This window comes from Mesorhizobium sp. M1312, from assembly GCF_040318115.1.
Lineage (GTDB): Bacteria > Pseudomonadota > Alphaproteobacteria > Rhizobiales > Rhizobiaceae > Mesorhizobium.
This window is the reverse complement of sequence record NZ_JAMYLQ010000002.1, coordinates 39,361-55,257: the sequence shown is the minus strand read 5'-3', so window position 1 is coordinate 55,257 and position 15,897 is coordinate 39,361. Positions and strand designations below refer to the sequence as shown.

Genomic DNA, 15,897 nt, shown 5'->3' with positions numbered 1-15,897 from the left:
AAACAATGACGGAATTAACTGCGTGAATGGTGACGATAACGATCGGATGCTGTTTGCGACCGCGCTGGCGCGGCGCGGCGGCGAGCTCGGCCTGCAATATTTCCGACAACTGGAGACACTCACAATCGAGAGCAAGGGTCATCAGGACCTGGTCTCCGAGGCCGACCGGAATGTCGAGACGTTCATCCGCCGGGAGCTTGCGACACAGTATCCTGAAGACGGTGTTATCGGAGAGGAACACGCCGCACTCGCGGGCGGATCGGGTTACACATGGGTGATAGATCCAATCGACGGCACTGCCAACTTTCTGCGCGGCATCCCGGCCTGGACCGTCGTCATCGCCTGCGTCAAGGAGGGTGTGGCGGTCGTGGGCGTTATCCATGAACCCTCTACCGGCGAGACATTTTATGGACGCCGCGGCGGCGGAGCTTTCCTCAACGACCGGCCCATCAAGACAAGCCCGACGACGAGCCTGACGCAAGGCTCGGTCGGAACCGGCTTCTCCAATCGTCGTGAAGCGCGCACCGTCGCCAAACTGATCGATCTCCTGCTTCAGGAGGGCGGCGTGTTTTTCCGTAATGCATCGGGTGCGCTTATGCTTGCCTACGTCGCCTCGGGCAGGCTGCTCGCCTATGTCGAGGAGCATATGAACGCTTGGGACTGCCTCGCCGGCATGCTTCTGGTCGAAGAGGCCGGCGGATTGGTCGTCCCGCCCGACCCGAAAACGGTTCTCGAGGAAGGAACACTGGTCATCGCGGGCGGCAAGGGCGTGTTCGATAAGGTCCACGCGCTCTGCAAAGAGGCGTTCAGTCTGTGATCAGCACTGGTCCGCGTTTGGGAAAGCCGATGCTCACCGGCTGCCCCGCTCCAAACGCGGTATCGACATCCGGCGAGACCACGAAGACTTCGCCGAATTCCGTGGCAATTACGAACTCGAGGTGGCTGCCGACATAGGTCACTTTCTCAAGCGTGCCGGGCAAGGCGCCAGGCGCATTCGGCTCGCCAATCTCGAGGCGGCTCGGTCGCGCCGCCAGCTTGGCCGGCCCCGGTTTGCGGCCGCGAGCCGGCAGCTTCAGGACGGCAGGTCCCAGATGCACGGTGGCGCTGTCGCCCTCGACCGACACGACCTCGCATTGGAACATGTTGGCTTCGCCGATGAAGTCGGCCACGAAAGCATTCGCGGGCTGCTCATAGAGGTCGCGTGGCGTGCCGTCTTGGGCAATCACCGCATTGTTCATGACAATGATGCGATCGGACACGGCGAGCGCTTCCTCCTGGTCGTGGGTGACATAGACGACCGTCAGGCCGAGTTTCTGCTGAATCTCGCGGATTTCCTCGCGCACGCGCCGGCGGAGCTTGGCATCCAGGTTCGACAAAGGCTCGTCGAAGAGCAGCACCTGCGGCTCCAGAACCAGCGCCCGCGCCACCGCGACACGCTGTTGCTGCCCGCCCGAAAGCTGGCTCGGCAGGCGGTCGCCGAAATTGGAGAGGCCGACCAGTTCAAGCCCGGCTCTGGCCCTCTCGCCCGTCTCCTTCCTGCCAAAGCCGGAAAAGCCCAGGCCGTATTCGACGTTCTGGGTCACGGTCATGTGCGGGAAAAGCGCGTAGGATTGAAACACCATGGAGACATCACGATCAGTAGCCGGCAGCCGGGTGACGTCGGCGCCCCCGATCAGGATCTGGCCGCTCGTTACCATTTCCAGGCCGGCTATCATGCGCAAGGTGGTCGTCTTGCCGCAGCCCGACGGTCCAAGGAGGGTGACCAGCTTCCCGGCTTCGATGAACAGCGAGATGTCGTTGACGGCGGGCGCCTTGCTCTTGCCGTAGATCTTGGTGACATTCCTGAATTCGACTGAGGCGGCATTACCGCGAATTTCGGCCATTCATCCGCCTCCCGAGATCGCCGGCTGTGGACGCGCCACGACCGCCTGGCTGACATTGGTGCGCGACTGCGCCAGATCGCCGTCGAGACCGCGCCGGCCGATCATGCGGCTGCCAACGGCAAACTGCATCAGACCGATCACCGCCAGCATGACGCCGATCAGGACGGCGGAATAAGCGATGGCGACGCCATATTCGTTATTCTCGACGCGGCCGACGATGTAGCTGGTCGACATGTCATACTGGGCGCTGACTAGAAAGATAATGGCGCTGATGGCGGTCATGGCGCGAACGAAGGAATAGACCAGCGCGGCAAGGATGGCCGGCCGCAGCAGCGGCAGCACCACTTTGCGGAAGGTCTGCCAGGAGTTAGCCCCCAGAGTGAGGGACGACTCGTCGAGGCTGCGGTCGATCTGCGACATCGACGCGACGCCGGCGCGGACTCCGACCGGCATGTTTCGGAAGATGAAGGAGAGCACCAGGATGATGCCGGTGCCGGTGAGCTCGATCGGCGGCACATTGAACGCGATCACATAGGACACGCCGATCACCGTGCCGGGAATGGCGAAGGACAGCATCGTTGCAAATTCGAAGGTGTCCTTGCCGGCAAAGTCCTGGCGGACCAGCAAATAGGCGGTCAAGAGTCCGATGGCCGCGGTCAGCGGCGCGGAGATCATCGCTATTTCCATGGTCGTCCAGAAAGAACTCCAGGCCGAGCCGCGCCAGTGGATGCCGAACTCGTTCCAGCCGATGGAGAACGCTGTCACGTAGTGTTCAAAAGTCAGAGAGAAATCGACGCCCCACAGCTTGACGAAGCTGCCGTAGAAGATCGTCACGTAAATCAGCAAGGTAAAAAGCGTCCAGACGGCGGCCACCGCGAAGACGACGTTGCGCAACATTGCCGGCAGATGCGGGTGAACGCCGGCGTCGCCTTTGCCGGAGACGGTCGTGTAGGACTTCTTCCCAAGCCAGAATCGCTGGGCGTAGAACGCCCCGAGCGTGAAGAACAGGAGCACGAGCGCGAGGATCGCCGCCTGCGCCTGCTCGTATTGCGCGCCGACGATGGCGAAGAAGATCTCGGTGGACAGCACATCGAAATTGCCGCCCAGCACCAGCGGATTGCCGAAATCAGCCATGCTCTCGATAAAGCCGAGCAGAAAGGCATTGGCCAGACCCGGCCGCATCAACGGCAGGGAGACGGTGATGAATGTCTGCCAGCGATTGGCGCGCAGGGTCTGCGCGGCCTCCTCCATGGATGGGCTCACACCCTCGACCACACCGATCATCGCCAGAAAAGCGATCGGCGTGAAAGCGAGCACCTGGGCGATCAGCAGGCCAGGCAGGCCGTAGACCCATCGCGTCGGTTGGACGCCGATCAGCTCGGCGAAACCCAGATTGATGGCACCCGAGAGGCCGAACAGAAGGATGATGGCGAGGCCGATGACGAAGGGTGGTGTGATGATCGGCAGCACGGTCAGCGCGCGCAACAGCGCGCCGTAGCGAAAGCCGGTACGGGTCACCACCAGGGCAAAGACAAGGCCGAGCGCGGTGGTCGTCACGCCGACGAGCACGGCGAGAAGGAGCGAATTCCAGGCGACGCCGCAGCGCGGGCCACCGGTGAGGCAGCCGAGGCTCCAGAGCCGGTCGCTGGAGAGTTTCGCGAGGAAGACGGGAAGCGAATAGTCGCCCTCTTGCGTGAGCAGCGCGCTCCCCAGCATTTGACTGATCGGCATGAAGATGAAGATGGCGACAACAGCGACAACGAAGCCGATCGAGGCGGCGACGAATTCGTCGCCGGCGACCGCGCCGCGCGCCGCAAGCCCGAGGGTGAACAGGAACAAGAACGCGCAGCCTACCAGCAGTGCTCCCCAGCCCATGCCGAATTGGCGGTCGTCAAGCTCGCCAAAGAGCGAGGTCAGCCATTGCCACTGGAAGCCACGCAGGCCAATGCCGAAACCTTGAAGCAGGAAATAGGCGACGCCGGTCGCGCCGACGGCGATCAGCAAATAGCCAAAGAAAGGATCGGACTTGCGCCGCCCCCATAGCAGGAGCGGCGCGAGAAGCAGCGGGCCGATGGGCGCGAGCCAGAGTTTGTCGCCTTGCAGCACAAGAAAAAGCGCCGGCGCTACATCATCGTCAAGCGGATAGCCGTCCAGCAGCCAGGACAGAGTGAAGAGATTGCTGTCCAACCCGTACCAAGGTAGCAGCGCATAGCCTACCAAACCGACCGCCGTCCACAGGACGACGGTCGGGTGAAGCGCGCTCGTGGCAGTGCGGACGCGCATGATCACTGCGGCAGGGTCGAGACCTCCATATCCCACTTCTGCAGCAGGCGCTTGCGCTCGGCACTCGATCCATACTTCTTGAAATCGTAGTCGATGAGCTTGATGGTCGACAGGTCAGGCGACAATTCGGACGCTGTGGCGTTCTTGTTCGAAGGCAACTGGAACGACTTCACGTCCTTGGCCTTCGACTGCATCTCTGCGGTCAGCGCCCAGTCGTAGAACTGCTTTGCCGCTTCCGGGTTGCGGGCGCCCTTGATCAGCGACATCGAGCCGATCTCATAGCCGGTGCCTTCGCAGGGCGCGACCGTGACGATCGGGAAGCCGGCTGCCGTCTGCGTCACCGCATCATGCATGAAAACGATGCCGATGGTCGTTTCGCCGAGACCCGCGGCCTTAATCGGAGCGGAACCGGACTTGGTGTACTGGTTGATGTTGGCGTGGAGCGCCTTCAGGTACTCAAAACCCTTGTCCTCGCCCATCAGCTGAACCATCGTCGCGAGCATTGTATAGGCGGTGCCCGATGAGTTCGGGTTGGCCATCTGGATGTGGCCCTTGTATTCCGGCTTGGTCAGATCGGCCCAACATTTCGGCTCCGGCAGGTTGCTCTTGGCCAACAGATCCTTGTTATAGCCGAAGCCGAGCGCACCGGAGTAAACGCCGACCGTCTTGTTATCGGCGGCTTCCGCCTGCTTGATCGCCCAATCGTGCAGTTCGCCGCGCATCGGAGACATATATTCCTCGGTCAGTCCTTCCTCGGCGGCCTGGAGATGAGGATCGCCGGTGCCGCCCCACCAGACGTCGCCCTTGGGGTTTCCGGCCTCGGCGCGCACCTGGGCATATGTCTCGCCTGAGCTCTTGCGGGTCATATCGACAGTGATGCCAGTCTTTTCCTCGAAGCTAGTCTTGATTTGCTGGCACCAGGCCTCGTCGGCGGCGCAATAGAGGGTGAGGCTGTCGGCGTAAGCCGAGCTGGCGGCAGAGACGAGCATTACTGCCGTTGCCGCCAAACGGACACAGGTCTTTTTCATGTGCGAATTTCCTCCCATTGTTTCGCCGTATAACAAGTATCAAGCTTTGCTGCGGCGGCGACCAGATTGGGAGCTTTTGTGCCAATTTGCAAATCGAGTCGGCGGCGGCCGGAACAGCGGATCGTCGCGTGGCGAAGAAGGGAAACCGATCAGGCACGTTGCGGCAGTTCCGTTCCCCTCCAACACGACCAACCGCTTCATCGTGCCGAAAGGCTGTCCGATGAAGGCATGAGCGGAAAGATGGCAGCAGTCACCGAAGCACGGGAAGGGCGGGCGTTGTCGACGAGAGTCGCAATCGGCGCTCCATCGGAATAGCGCCACACTTGTTACTCCCACTTTTCGCTTTCCGGTGCCAAACTACCTCATGCCCAACAACGAGCGATGAGCAGCGAATGGAACCCCGCTTCAGCCATGAGGCGGGAATTCGCCCAGATCAGGAGGTATCAAAGCCATGACTTCATCGGCCGAACGCGGACGGAATAGCGGACAGCCTGCCATGCGCACACCGCCGGTGGTGCCGCCGCAGGAGTGGGAGGCGGCCCGCGAGCAGCTGCTCGTGAAGGAAAAGGCCCAGACCCGCGCCCGTGACGCGCTGGCCGCCGAGCGGCGGCGGATGCCGTGGATGGCGGTGGAGAAGACGTATGCTTTCGAAGGGCCTGACGGAAAGGTCAGCCTGCTCGACCTGTTCGACGGCCGGCGTCAGCTGATCGTCTACCGCGCCTTCTTCGAGCCGGGAGTGTTCGGCTGGCCCGACCACGCCTGCCGCGGCTGCTCCCTGGTGGCCGACCAGGTCGCCCACGTCGCCCACCTGAACGCCCGTGACACCACCCTTGTCTTCGTCTCGCGTGCGCCGCAGGCTGATATCGCGCGGCTGAAGGCGCGGATGGGCTGGGACATGCCGTGGTACACGCTCACCGACAGCTTCGACGCCGACTTCGGCGTGGACGAGTGGCACGGCCACAACGTGTTCATCCGCGACGGCGACCGCGTGTTCCGCACCTATTTCATCAACAACCGCGGCGACGAGCAAATGGGGAGCACCTGGAACTATCTCGACATCACCCCGCTGGGCCGGCAGGAGGTCTGGGAGGACTCGCCCGAGGGCTATCCCCAGACCCCGACCTACAAGTGGTGGAACTGGCACGACAGCTACGCCGCGGATCCAGCGGCCGACAAGAAGTGGGCCGAGGTGTCGGATGCCGGAGAGGCGGCGTTCCGGGAGGCGAGCACGAAGCAATGAGCCAGGCCTGGTCCGGTGGATCCGACGGGCGGCGGCGGTCGGTCTGAGGGTCGAAGCTCCGCTACGAGGAGCGTCGCGAATGTCCGGAACCGGCGCTCTGTGCTCGCCGGCCGACTCAAACGGCAAGGTTGTCGGTCGATTGACGCCGGGTAGCCGGGGCGACGCACGTTGGACCCAAGCCGACCTTTTTTATTTGCCGCAACCGATCGCCGCGCCCGCAGTTCACAGGCGACAATCCGGCAGGAGCGACCGGAGCTGTCGCCGCGGCAGATCAGACTTTGACGAGCATAGCGGTCACATACATGAACGAAACGCCTGCCGCCAACCCCGCCATCGTGGCTGGCGCGGTAAGCGCCGCCGGGCCTCTGCCGTCCGACCTCATCAGGTACGCAGTGACCTCGACGATGACCTGCAGAATGGCTCCCGCTCCGACGGCGAGAGCCAGCGCCGACCACTGCGGCGCATAGGCCAGGCTTCCGATCCAAAGTCCGATGACGGCGGGACCGCCCGCCAGAAGCGCCAAGCCGACGAAGGTCCACAGAGGCGGGCGCTTCTTCAGCATTGGCGCGGAAATGCCGATGCCTTCGGTGATGTTGTGCAGCATGAACCCCAACACCAGGAAAGTGCCCAATCCGGCGGCGCCTGCCGCGAACGCAGCGCCGATGGCCAGCCCCTCGCCAAGATTGTGCAGGCCGATGCCGAGCGCGATGAAGGTGGCGAGCGCAAGTCCGGTCGGCACTCCGTCCCGGCGGCCGACCGCCATCAGCAGGAGGAAACTCGCAGCGGCTGCGAGGACGACCATCGCCTGTCCCTGGAATATTGCGGCGGACTCGGCCGCCAGTTCGAAAGCTTCAGCCGTGGCGTCGACTAACAGAAACGCCAGCAGGCCGACAGTCAGGGCGAGCAGGAAATTCATGCCGTTGCGGCCGACCCCGCGCAGCACCGGATAAAACATCATTCCGATGGCGACCGGAACGAGGCCGACTAAGACACCGAGCAGCGCCTGGGAAGCAAGGTTCCCTGCGTCCCGTGTCGGGGTCGGCACAGCGACTGCGATCTCGTGTTCGAACGTCGCCCCGGTATTGGTGACAATGTTGATGGCATGCGCCTCCCCCAGCACCCAAGGGAAGGGCAGGTGGATCCATGCCGTAGCGCCGCGGCCGAGCGGTCCTGCGGGTTCCTGCGTGAACTGCCAGTATGCGTCGTCAACCTGGACCTGGGCGATTGTCATCCGCTCCGAGCCGCCGGCGCGGACGAGGACGCGGATGCCGTCGGAGGAAAGGATCGTCCGCTCGAAAGTCAGGCTCTCCACAGGCGGAGCGCCGTTCCCGAAGTTTCTGAGCGGGTCAGAGACCAGCAGCCAGGTGATCGCCAGGCCGAGGGCGGCCAGCGGCAGGATCAGCCACAGCAACGCGGCGCGCGATTTTCCGGAGCCGGCGGGAGCGGTCGGGTCGGCGGCGGCGATGTGCGAGACCTCGTTCATGCGATCGCCTCCACCACGTCGAACATGCCCGTCCAGCCGAGTTCGGTGAACTCCGACTGATGCGGGTGGAACATGTAGAGACCGGTCTCGTGATCCTTGTAGGTAAACTCGAGGATTCCGCGCTGCGCCTGCACCTGAGTGATCAAGTCGACCGTCCTCAAGGTCGGCGTGAGCGTCGTCCCCTGTTCGAAATAGTCGAAGAAGTTGGCGTGCAAGTGGAACGAGTTGATGGGATCGAACTCGACGACATTGGCCAGATAGATGCGGACTGGGCGGTTGCGGACGATCCTGATCGGCCGCTTCATGTACGCGTGTGCGACGGTATTCACCGCATAGACTTCGTTCCCGTTGTCGAAGTTGGTGTCGAAGCCGTTCATCACCATGGCGAATTCCTGCCATTCGGCGTTCTCGGGCGTGCCGAGCAAGCGGGAACGGGCGACATCGGCAAGCTCCGGATGGCGGGCCGGATCCGGGTCAATGACGAAAAGGCCGTACATGCCCTTGTGGATATGCCGCTTCAGGGGCAGCGCATGGCAGTGATAGAGATGGCAGCCGAAGGGCCTGGCATCGAACTCGTAGACGAATTCTTCTCCCGGATCGATCAAGCCTGCACCGGGTACGCCGTCCATCCTTGCGGCATGGATGCCGTGGAAGTGCATAGAGTGGGGATGCGAGCCGGAGTTGCGGAATACCATCCGCAGGTGCTCGCCTTCGGTAGCCCTGAGCGCAGGCCCGGGCACCCGCCCGTTGTAGGTCCAGGCCGGGAACATGATCCCCGGCGCGATTTCGATTTCCTTGTCAACCGCCTCGATCTCGAAAGTCCGAAGGATTCGTCCGTCGGGAAGCGTCGACACCGAGCCCGTTTCCCAGTCCGTCACCATCCGGGAAGGATCGAAACCGTTGCGCTCGTTGTCCACGTCTCCGACGGTGATCATCGATCCGTGTGCGGCCAAATGCCCTGGAGGCGGTGCAGCGCCCGCGGCCGACGCCGCCCCATGGCCGGAATGGGCCGATTGGCCGGCCGCCGTTCCCGCTATCGCCGAGCCTCCGGCCGCCGCGAGGCCGCCCCACAGCAGCCCACGCCTGCTGATCTTTTCGCGGAACCAAGCGCTGACTTCGGACATAATCGCCACCACAAATGCAAATGAGAATGATTTGCATTAGCATTAAACGGATTGTTTCGCAATCGACTCGCAACCGCATCTATTCGGGGGGGCCGTCGGCAAATTGATGTGGTGCGAATTTGCTCCTACAAGCAACCAACGGGACCAAACCACTTCGCATCGCGACTCACATTGATGCTCCTGTTGGCGAAGTCGACCGCTGGCCACGTTGAGCAAAGCACTAAGACGGACCTGGAACGACGGCTTCCCCACGAAACTGCCGACATTGAATGAGAGGGTCAGCAACGACCGCTAATGGCGCCTGTGCTCGTTCCCGCCGGCCGATTTCAAACGGCAAGATTCTAGGTCAGCCGCTGGACCATTGCTGAGGAAAGCGCGGCGGCGACGGCTTGCAGGAGCGCAGATCGCTCCGCCGCTATTCATGCGGACTTAACGACCGAAAATGGGCGTTTGTAGGTGATCGGTCTCGCCCGGAAACTGGCGGCGGGAGCGGGACGGCCGACGTGGAAGCCTTGGATTTTATCTATGTCAAATTCGCGTATAAGGGCCATCTGCTCGTCGGTTTCGACGCCTTCCAGCAAGATTTTGTGACCGCGATTTCGGACCAGGGCGATAATGTCCTGCAGCATCGCCTTGCCCCTCGGGGTGCCGCAGTCATGCAGAAACGAGCGGTCGATCTTCACCGTATCGAAATCGATCAGACGAAGCCATGACAGGCCGGCGAAGCCCGTCCCGAAGTCATCGAGCCATATCCTGATCCCTAGCAGTTTCAGGTCGCTGATGCAGCGGAGAACGTCGGAGTGCATCTCCATCTCCAGCCCTTCGGTGATTTCCAGGGCCAGCCTGCTGCCGGCTACGCCAGTCTCGCTCAAAATCGCCGCAACAGAGGTTGCGAAGCCGGGCGTCTTGAGCTGAATCGGAGAGACGTTGACGCTGACGACACGGACGTGATCGTCCGCCAGAAGCTCAGTGCACACTGTCCTTATCGCCCAGCGCCCGAGCGCCAGGACCGCGCCAGTTCGCTCCGCGACGGGAATGAACAGGCTCGGCGGCACCGATGTACCGTCCAGCATTTTGAGGCGCATCAGAGCCTCGACGGCTTCAACTCGGCCCGACGCGACATTCTGGATAGGCTGATAAACGAGTGAAACGAGATCCTGGCCGATCGCAATCTTCAGCAAAGCCGCGATATTCTCGCTCTCGTCGCTGCTCTGGGGATCGTTTGGATCGAACAGCCAGGTACAATTTCGACCGCCTGCTTTTGCCAGATAGAGCGCGCGATCGGCCTCGTGGATGATCTTTTCCAGCTTGGCGCCAGTCTGCGGCCTGGTGAATGCAGCGCCAACGCTCACCGTCACAACCGAGATGCCGTCTCTGCGCTGCTCGTGGGGAAGCGCGAGGTTCTCCACCGTGCTTCGAATGGCTTCGGCAATGTCTGTGACCTGTTCTCTTTTCTCCATGCGAGCCAGGACAATGAATTCCTCACCGCCGTAGCGGCCGATTGAGCCGTTGTACTGCTTAATCATATCGGCAAGGGCATTGGCGACAAGAATCAGGCAGCGGTCGCCTTCTTGATGTCCGTAATAGTCATTGAACCTTTTGAAGAAGTCCACGTCGATGAGGATGGCCACAAAACTGCTGCCAGACCTTTGCCAATCGCTCCAGTAGTCCCGCAGCTTCTCGTCAATCGCCCGCCGATTCTCCAGACCCGTAAGCGGATCGGTTCTCGACAGATTCAATAGCGCCTGTCCGCGCTCGGTGGCTTCCTTGTGCTGGATTTTGGCTTCAAGGGCATTCAGGAAGACGTTGTAGCGCTCCTCGTTCAGTTTCCAGTTAACGTAAGACGTAAATGTGAAGCATGAAATGTAAAAGGTTCCAAATACCAGTTTGTACATTAATGTTGAAGGCACAAAGTAGTTTACGGCATACAGTATTACTAAAATTATTGTAGATGTCACAATAGATAGACTGAACTTAAACGTGAAGAAGAGATTGGCGCTCATCATGAAGATGGTGCCGAAGACCATGTAGTAAGAGACGCTTTCCTTGTCTGCACCCATAACCGCTGGGCACAGCCAGCCAACATAGCCAAAGATGATGGCTCCGGCGCAAGTGACGTCAATCCATTCCGTTCCGACACCCCGGCGAAGTTGTGCCTCCAAGATCAAGAGTGCAGTCACTCCGACCGCGAAGCGTGCCATGATCGTATAGAGTGCCACATCCGGAATCAGCAGCAGATCCGTTGCCGAAAACAGCAGATAGATGGCAACGGCGATCCAAAGCCCTGGCCTGGCGTCCATCCTTCGCTTCGCTTGGCCTTCCTCTCGGTAGAGGTTGCGGAGCTCGTCGGACCGCGGCTCGTAGCGCAGTTCAAGCGGTTCCGTATGGGCTATATCGGCCAACGCGGATGACGCGAATTCGTTCGTCACCACAAACCCCATTTGAACGGGGCTTTGTATTCCGAACTCATTTCTAGCTTCTGCCCCCACGCCGGCCGACTCCTCAGGCGCGACAGCGATTGCGGCGCCTCGCAAACAATATGCAGTCGCGCAAATAGGTTTTCGTTAACTCGTATCCGGAATCCCACCCGCAAGGCGCCCAAAGAACCAGCATGGTTGGCGGGAAATTAACGACACCGCTAAAATGCCGGCGATGTGGCTTGGCAAAGGTAAAATTTTACGCAATATCTAACTAATATCTAGCTAATTGTAACTATGGGGTTATGTGGTGGCAACCATCCTTGATGGCAAAAGTCTGATTACTGCCGAGATGATCGCCGCCAGCCTCCCTCGAGGAAAGCTCGCGCCCCATAGCGAAGCCTTCGAAACTGCTCGCGTAGAGCTTGCGCTCATTCTCCACACGACACACCAGCAAATCGAGCAGCGAAAGGATCCCGCGGAGATCATTCGTCGTCTGATGTCGTATCTCGAGGCAACGCGTACCAAGGTTCATCCAGGCGTTTGGCAAGCATTGATACCGGTAGTGCAGAACCACCCGGTCCTGGAGTACTTTCTTGAGGATCCGCTCACGCGGTGGTCCCATGACAAGCCCAGAGGTTATTCTGGCGACGCACAGTTGCTCGACTATATCTATTGTGATCCGCACGTGGCCGAGAGCGTGGCAAACGCCTCGGAAATCGGCAAGGCCCTCTATAGCCATACCAAGGATGTACCGTCGTGTGTCGCGGCACGGGAACGACGCGATCTTTTAACCCGTTATGTCGATGAGATTGCGACCAGCAATGGACCCGAAGCCGAGGTCCTGGCGATTGCGGCCGGCCATTTAAGGGAGGCCAATCGCTCGACCGCCTTACAGGAGGGCCGTCTCAAGCGCTGGGTTGCGCTCGATCAGGATCCTCAGAGCGTTGGATTGATCACGCGCGACTTCCAGGGCACCGCGGTAGAGGCCATCGACGGTTCGGTACGAACCATGCTCACGCGGGGCCACAAGCTTGGCAAGTTCGACTTCATCTACGCCTCCGGCCTTTACGACTACCTTGCGCACAACGTCGCCGTGAAGCTCACGAAAACCTGCCTGCAGATGTTGAAGCCGAACGGGACATTCCTCTTCGCGAACTACGCAGAGGGCAACCCTGACGCCGGCTACCGGGAGACGTTCATGAACTGGGTGTTGCTGCTGCGGTCGGAGGTCGATATGTGGAACATCATCAATGCCAGTGTCGACCGAAACACCGTCGAGGCGCAAGTGTTCTTTGGCGAGAACCGCAACGTCCTGTACGCCGTCATCGAAAAGCGCGGATAGCGACCGCCTTGGGCTGCAAGCTTGTCGGCCGTTGGCGGCAGCCAGTTTGATCGCGTTTTGATCCTAAAGCGCGTCGTGTATAAATGGATTCATGCAACGCTTTAAGTTCTTGTTTTTATGCATGTCGTTATCGCAAAACCGCTGCGCACTTTTGCGCGACATGCATTAATCTTCGAACGCCGCCCTTAACGTCTCGAATGGCGCCAGCGCGCCGCGCACCTGCACGACGGCCGCGGCGACGCGATGCGCGCGCAGTACCGCCTCAGTCGGGACATGGCCGGCAAGCCGGGCGGCGAGATAGGCGCCATTGAAGGAATCGCCGGCGCCGGTCGTATCGACGGGGGCGGCGACGTGCACGGCCGGAACGGGTAGCCGGGTTCCGTTTGCGGCGATCAGCGCCGGCTCCTCGCCATTCTTGACGGCGACTTCGCCAACCAGCTTTCCCAGCCTTTCCGCGGTTGCTTGCGGCGCTGCGTCGCCGAACAGCATCTGCTCGTCGGGAAAGGTCGGCAGCGCGATATCGGTGACTGCCAGGGCATCGAGGATCGCGGCTTGTGCTTCCTCGCGCCGGTGCCACAGCCGTGGCCGGTAGTTAGGATCGAAGGCGACAAGTGAGCCGGCGGCGCGCGCCTTGGCCACCGCCGCCAGCAATGCCTTGCGCGCGGCGTCGTCCAGAATTGCCAAAGTGATTCCGGAAAAGTAAACAAGCGCCTGATTTTCAAGGCTTTTCGCCAAGGCAGCCGCGTCGGAGGCAAGCTGCCTTGCGGCCGCATCGCCGCGCCAGTAGGTGAAGGAGCGTTCGGCTCCGGTCAGCGTGATCGCATAGAGGCCCGGCCGGGCGCCTGATATGATCGGGCTGGCGCCGATGCCGATGCCGTTTTGCGCGAAGAAACCGATCTGGTCGCGCGAGAACGGGTCGTCGCCGAAGGCCGACACATAGGTCGCCGGCCGATCGCCGCTCAGCGCATGCAGCGCCCACAGTGTGTTGAACGTGTCGCCGGCAAAACCCATGCGCCAGTTCGGCCCCGCCTGGCCTGAAAGTTCGAGCATGCATTCACCGATCGAGGCGACGCCGTTTCCTGTCATGAATCTCTCTCCTGGTCCATGTCGCCCAAAACCTTGCGCAGCGGTTTTGGGATAACGACATGCACAAAACCAAGACCCGGTGCTGTAGCTTTTTGCGAGCGGCAGCGCCATGCTTGGCCATGGCGGATTTTTGCGCCGGCGGCGTTTTCTCACGCGAAAAGCGGGACGCAATCTGCCCAGCGAGACGTTATCTCCGGAAGAGGAAACGGTTTGGCATCGTTATGGCGTTATGTTCTGGCAGGTCTTGGTCTGGCTGCCTTGCTGGCCGGCATTCTCGCTGCCGTCTATCTGACCGCGCCGCAAGCGCCGCAACGTGCCGGCTTCGAGATTGCCCGCTCGAAGAAGACGACGAATGGGCTGTTTGTGGCCAGTTTCAAGCCGGAGCGGGGCGTTATCCGGCAAGGCGAGCTTCAATCCTGGCTGCTGACCATCAAGACAGGTGCGGGAACCCCGGTGGAAGGGGCAGCGATCGCGATTTCGGGCGGCATGCTGCAGCACAGACACGGTCTGCCGACCAGCCCGCAGGCGACTGACTATCTGGGCGACGGCTGCTATCGCATCGACGGGGTGAAATTCACGATGAGCGGATTGTGGCAATTGCATTTCGCCATTTCCGCGGCGGCCGGATCCGATACGGTAGTCTTCAATGTGTTGCTCTGAGCGCTGGAGCAAGATGAACCGCTTTTCGCGTCTTTTCGCGCTGCTGGCGATGGCCGTGCTTGCCGGCTGCGGCAAGCCGGAGTTTTCAGATGCCGAAAAGAAGACCATCGCCTCGCTGGCGCTGTCGGCGCTGCCGCCGCTGAAAGCCGACACCACCAATCGCTTCGCCGACGTGCCGGCCGCCGCCGCCCTCGGCGCGACGCTGTTTTTCGACGTCGGGATGAGCGGCGACGGCAAGGTTTCGTGCTCGACCTGTCACAAGATCGACCGGCAGTTCCAGGACGACCTGCCGCAAGCGGTCGGCGTCGGCCGCACCAACCGGCGCACCATGCCGCTGGCCGGCGTCGCGCATGATCCTTGGTTATTCTGGGACGGCAGGCGCGACAGCCTTTGGGCGCAGGCGCTGGCGCCGCTGGAGAATCCGCTGGAGCAGGCCGGCAATCGCGCCGCCTACGCGCATTATATCAAGGCGCGATTCGGCGAGCGCTATGAGCGCATCTTCGGGTCGCTGCCCGACCTTTCGACTGTGCCGGCCAATGCCAGTCCGCTCGGCAGCGATGCCGAGAAGGCGGCGTGGGGCACGATGACCGAAGCGCAGGCCGAGGGCGTCAACCGCGTCTTCGCCAATATCGGCAAGGCGATCGCCGCCTTCGAGCGGTCGATCGCGCCGCCGCAGACGCGCTTCGACCGGTTCGCCGCCGCCCTGGCTACCGGTATACAGCTGCCGCAAGGCGATGGTGCGTTGTCGCCTGAGGAGATCCTCGGGCTGAAGCTGTTCATCGGCAAGGCCAATTGCGTGGCGTGCCACACCGGGCCGCGTTTCACCGACGGCGGTTTTCACAACACCGGCGTGCCGCCGATGGCAAATCTGCCTCCGGATCGCGGCCGCATAGATGCGGTGGCGCAGGTCGAGGCCGATCCGTTCAACTGTTTCGGCGCGTTTCGCGATGGCGAAGCCAGCGCCTGCGGCGAACTGCGCTTCATGGTCAAGGCCGGACCGGAACTCGTCCGAGCCTACAAGACCCCGTCGCTGCGCGGTGCCGCCACCCGTGCGCCCTACATGCATGCAGGGCAGTTTTCCTCGCTCGACGAGGTGGTGGCGCATTATTCCAAGGCGCCAGCCAGTGTCGAGGGTGTATCCGAGGTCCACCCGCTGCAGCTTTCGGACCGCGAGCGCGCGGCGCTGGTGGCGTTTTTGAAGACGCTGGCGGAGTGAGGCCGGGTTGGTCTGCGACAAGAGCGGACCGCTGTCTTCGGCCGCCAAGCAACGATGTAGCCCCCTTTGTTGACACGATGCAGGGTCGCTGATCATGATAACCAAGGCGCTAAGTGCGATACCTCAGGCTGT

The 15,897-nt window shown here is 61.5% G+C and carries 12 protein-coding genes; 5 read left to right on the top strand and 7 right to left on the bottom strand.

All coding sequences use genetic code 11. From position 1 onward, the window contains the following. The first annotated feature begins 46 nt into the window (after positions 1 to 46). Positions 47 to 817: an inositol monophosphatase family protein gene (locus NKH36_RS02980; RefSeq protein ID WP_352960627.1), complete on the top strand. Its 771-nt coding sequence runs from the start codon at positions 47 to 49 to the stop codon at positions 815 to 817. Here NKH36_RS02980 and NKH36_RS02975 read toward each other — a convergent pair. The 3 genes from NKH36_RS02975 to NKH36_RS02965 are packed head-to-tail and all read right to left on the bottom strand — an operon-like array spanning position 807 to position 5,194. Then, positions 807 to 1,883: an ABC transporter ATP-binding protein gene (locus tag NKH36_RS02975; RefSeq protein WP_352959898.1), complete on the bottom strand. Its 1,077-nt coding sequence runs from the start codon at positions 1,881 to 1,883 to the stop codon at positions 807 to 809. The genes NKH36_RS02980 and NKH36_RS02975 overlap by 11 nt on opposite strands. Further along, on the bottom strand, positions 1,884 to 4,166 hold the full coding sequence (locus NKH36_RS02970; RefSeq protein ID WP_352959897.1) for an ABC transporter permease: 2,283 nt from the start codon (positions 4,164 to 4,166) through the stop codon (positions 1,884 to 1,886). A gap of 2 nt (positions 4,167 to 4,168) precedes the next feature. Further along, on the bottom strand, positions 4,169 to 5,194 hold the full coding sequence (locus NKH36_RS02965) for an ABC transporter substrate-binding protein (RefSeq protein WP_352959895.1): 1,026 nt from the start codon (positions 5,192 to 5,194) through the stop codon (positions 4,169 to 4,171). A gap of 451 nt (positions 5,195 to 5,645) precedes the next feature. Here NKH36_RS02965 and NKH36_RS02960 point away from each other — a divergent pair, with 451 nt between their 5' ends. Beyond that, positions 5,646 to 6,434, top strand: coding sequence for a DUF899 domain-containing protein (locus NKH36_RS02960; RefSeq protein WP_352959894.1), 789 nt, complete (start codon positions 5,646 to 5,648; stop codon positions 6,432 to 6,434). 271 nt (positions 6,435 to 6,705) lie between these two features. On the opposite strand, the gene NKH36_RS02955 is transcribed toward NKH36_RS02960, so the two are convergent. From NKH36_RS02955 to NKH36_RS02945, 3 genes are all read right to left on the bottom strand, one after another. Then, positions 6,706 to 7,917, bottom strand: a complete 1,212-nt coding sequence (locus NKH36_RS02955) for a ZIP family metal transporter (RefSeq protein ID WP_352959892.1) — start codon at positions 7,915 to 7,917, stop codon at positions 6,706 to 6,708. After that, a complete protein-coding gene (locus NKH36_RS02950) occupies positions 7,914 to 9,041 on the bottom strand; it encodes a multicopper oxidase domain-containing protein (RefSeq protein ID WP_352959891.1) in 1,128 nt (375 codons plus the stop codon). Before NKH36_RS02950 ends, NKH36_RS02955 begins: the two co-directional genes overlap by 4 nt. Before the next feature lie 419 nt (positions 9,042 to 9,460). Next, complete coding sequence (locus tag NKH36_RS02945) at positions 9,461 to 11,482, bottom strand: putative bifunctional diguanylate cyclase/phosphodiesterase (protein WP_352960625.1); 2,022 nt, start codon at positions 11,480 to 11,482, stop codon at positions 9,461 to 9,463. Between the two features lie 286 nt (positions 11,483 to 11,768). Here NKH36_RS02945 and NKH36_RS02940 point away from each other — a divergent pair, with 286 nt between their 5' ends. Further along, positions 11,769 to 12,803 (top strand): class I SAM-dependent methyltransferase, encoded by a 1,035-nt coding sequence (locus NKH36_RS02940; RefSeq protein ID WP_352959890.1) that lies wholly within the window; start codon positions 11,769 to 11,771, stop codon positions 12,801 to 12,803. A 165-nt stretch (positions 12,804 to 12,968) separates the two neighbouring features. Here NKH36_RS02940 and NKH36_RS02935 read toward each other — a convergent pair whose 3' ends face one another. Next, positions 12,969 to 13,889, bottom strand: coding sequence for a sugar kinase (locus NKH36_RS02935; protein WP_352959889.1), 921 nt, complete (start codon positions 13,887 to 13,889; stop codon positions 12,969 to 12,971). Positions 13,890 to 14,099: 210 nt separating this feature from the next. Between NKH36_RS02935 and NKH36_RS02930 the strand changes: the two genes are divergently transcribed. Further along, on the top strand, positions 14,100 to 14,549 hold the full coding sequence (locus tag NKH36_RS02930) for a FixH family protein (RefSeq protein WP_352959888.1): 450 nt from the start codon (positions 14,100 to 14,102) through the stop codon (positions 14,547 to 14,549). Positions 14,550 to 14,562: 13 nt separating this feature from the next. Beyond that, complete coding sequence (locus NKH36_RS02925) at positions 14,563 to 15,765, top strand: cytochrome-c peroxidase (protein WP_352959887.1); 1,203 nt, start codon at positions 14,563 to 14,565, stop codon at positions 15,763 to 15,765. The last annotated feature ends 132 nt before the right edge of the window (positions 15,766 to 15,897 follow it).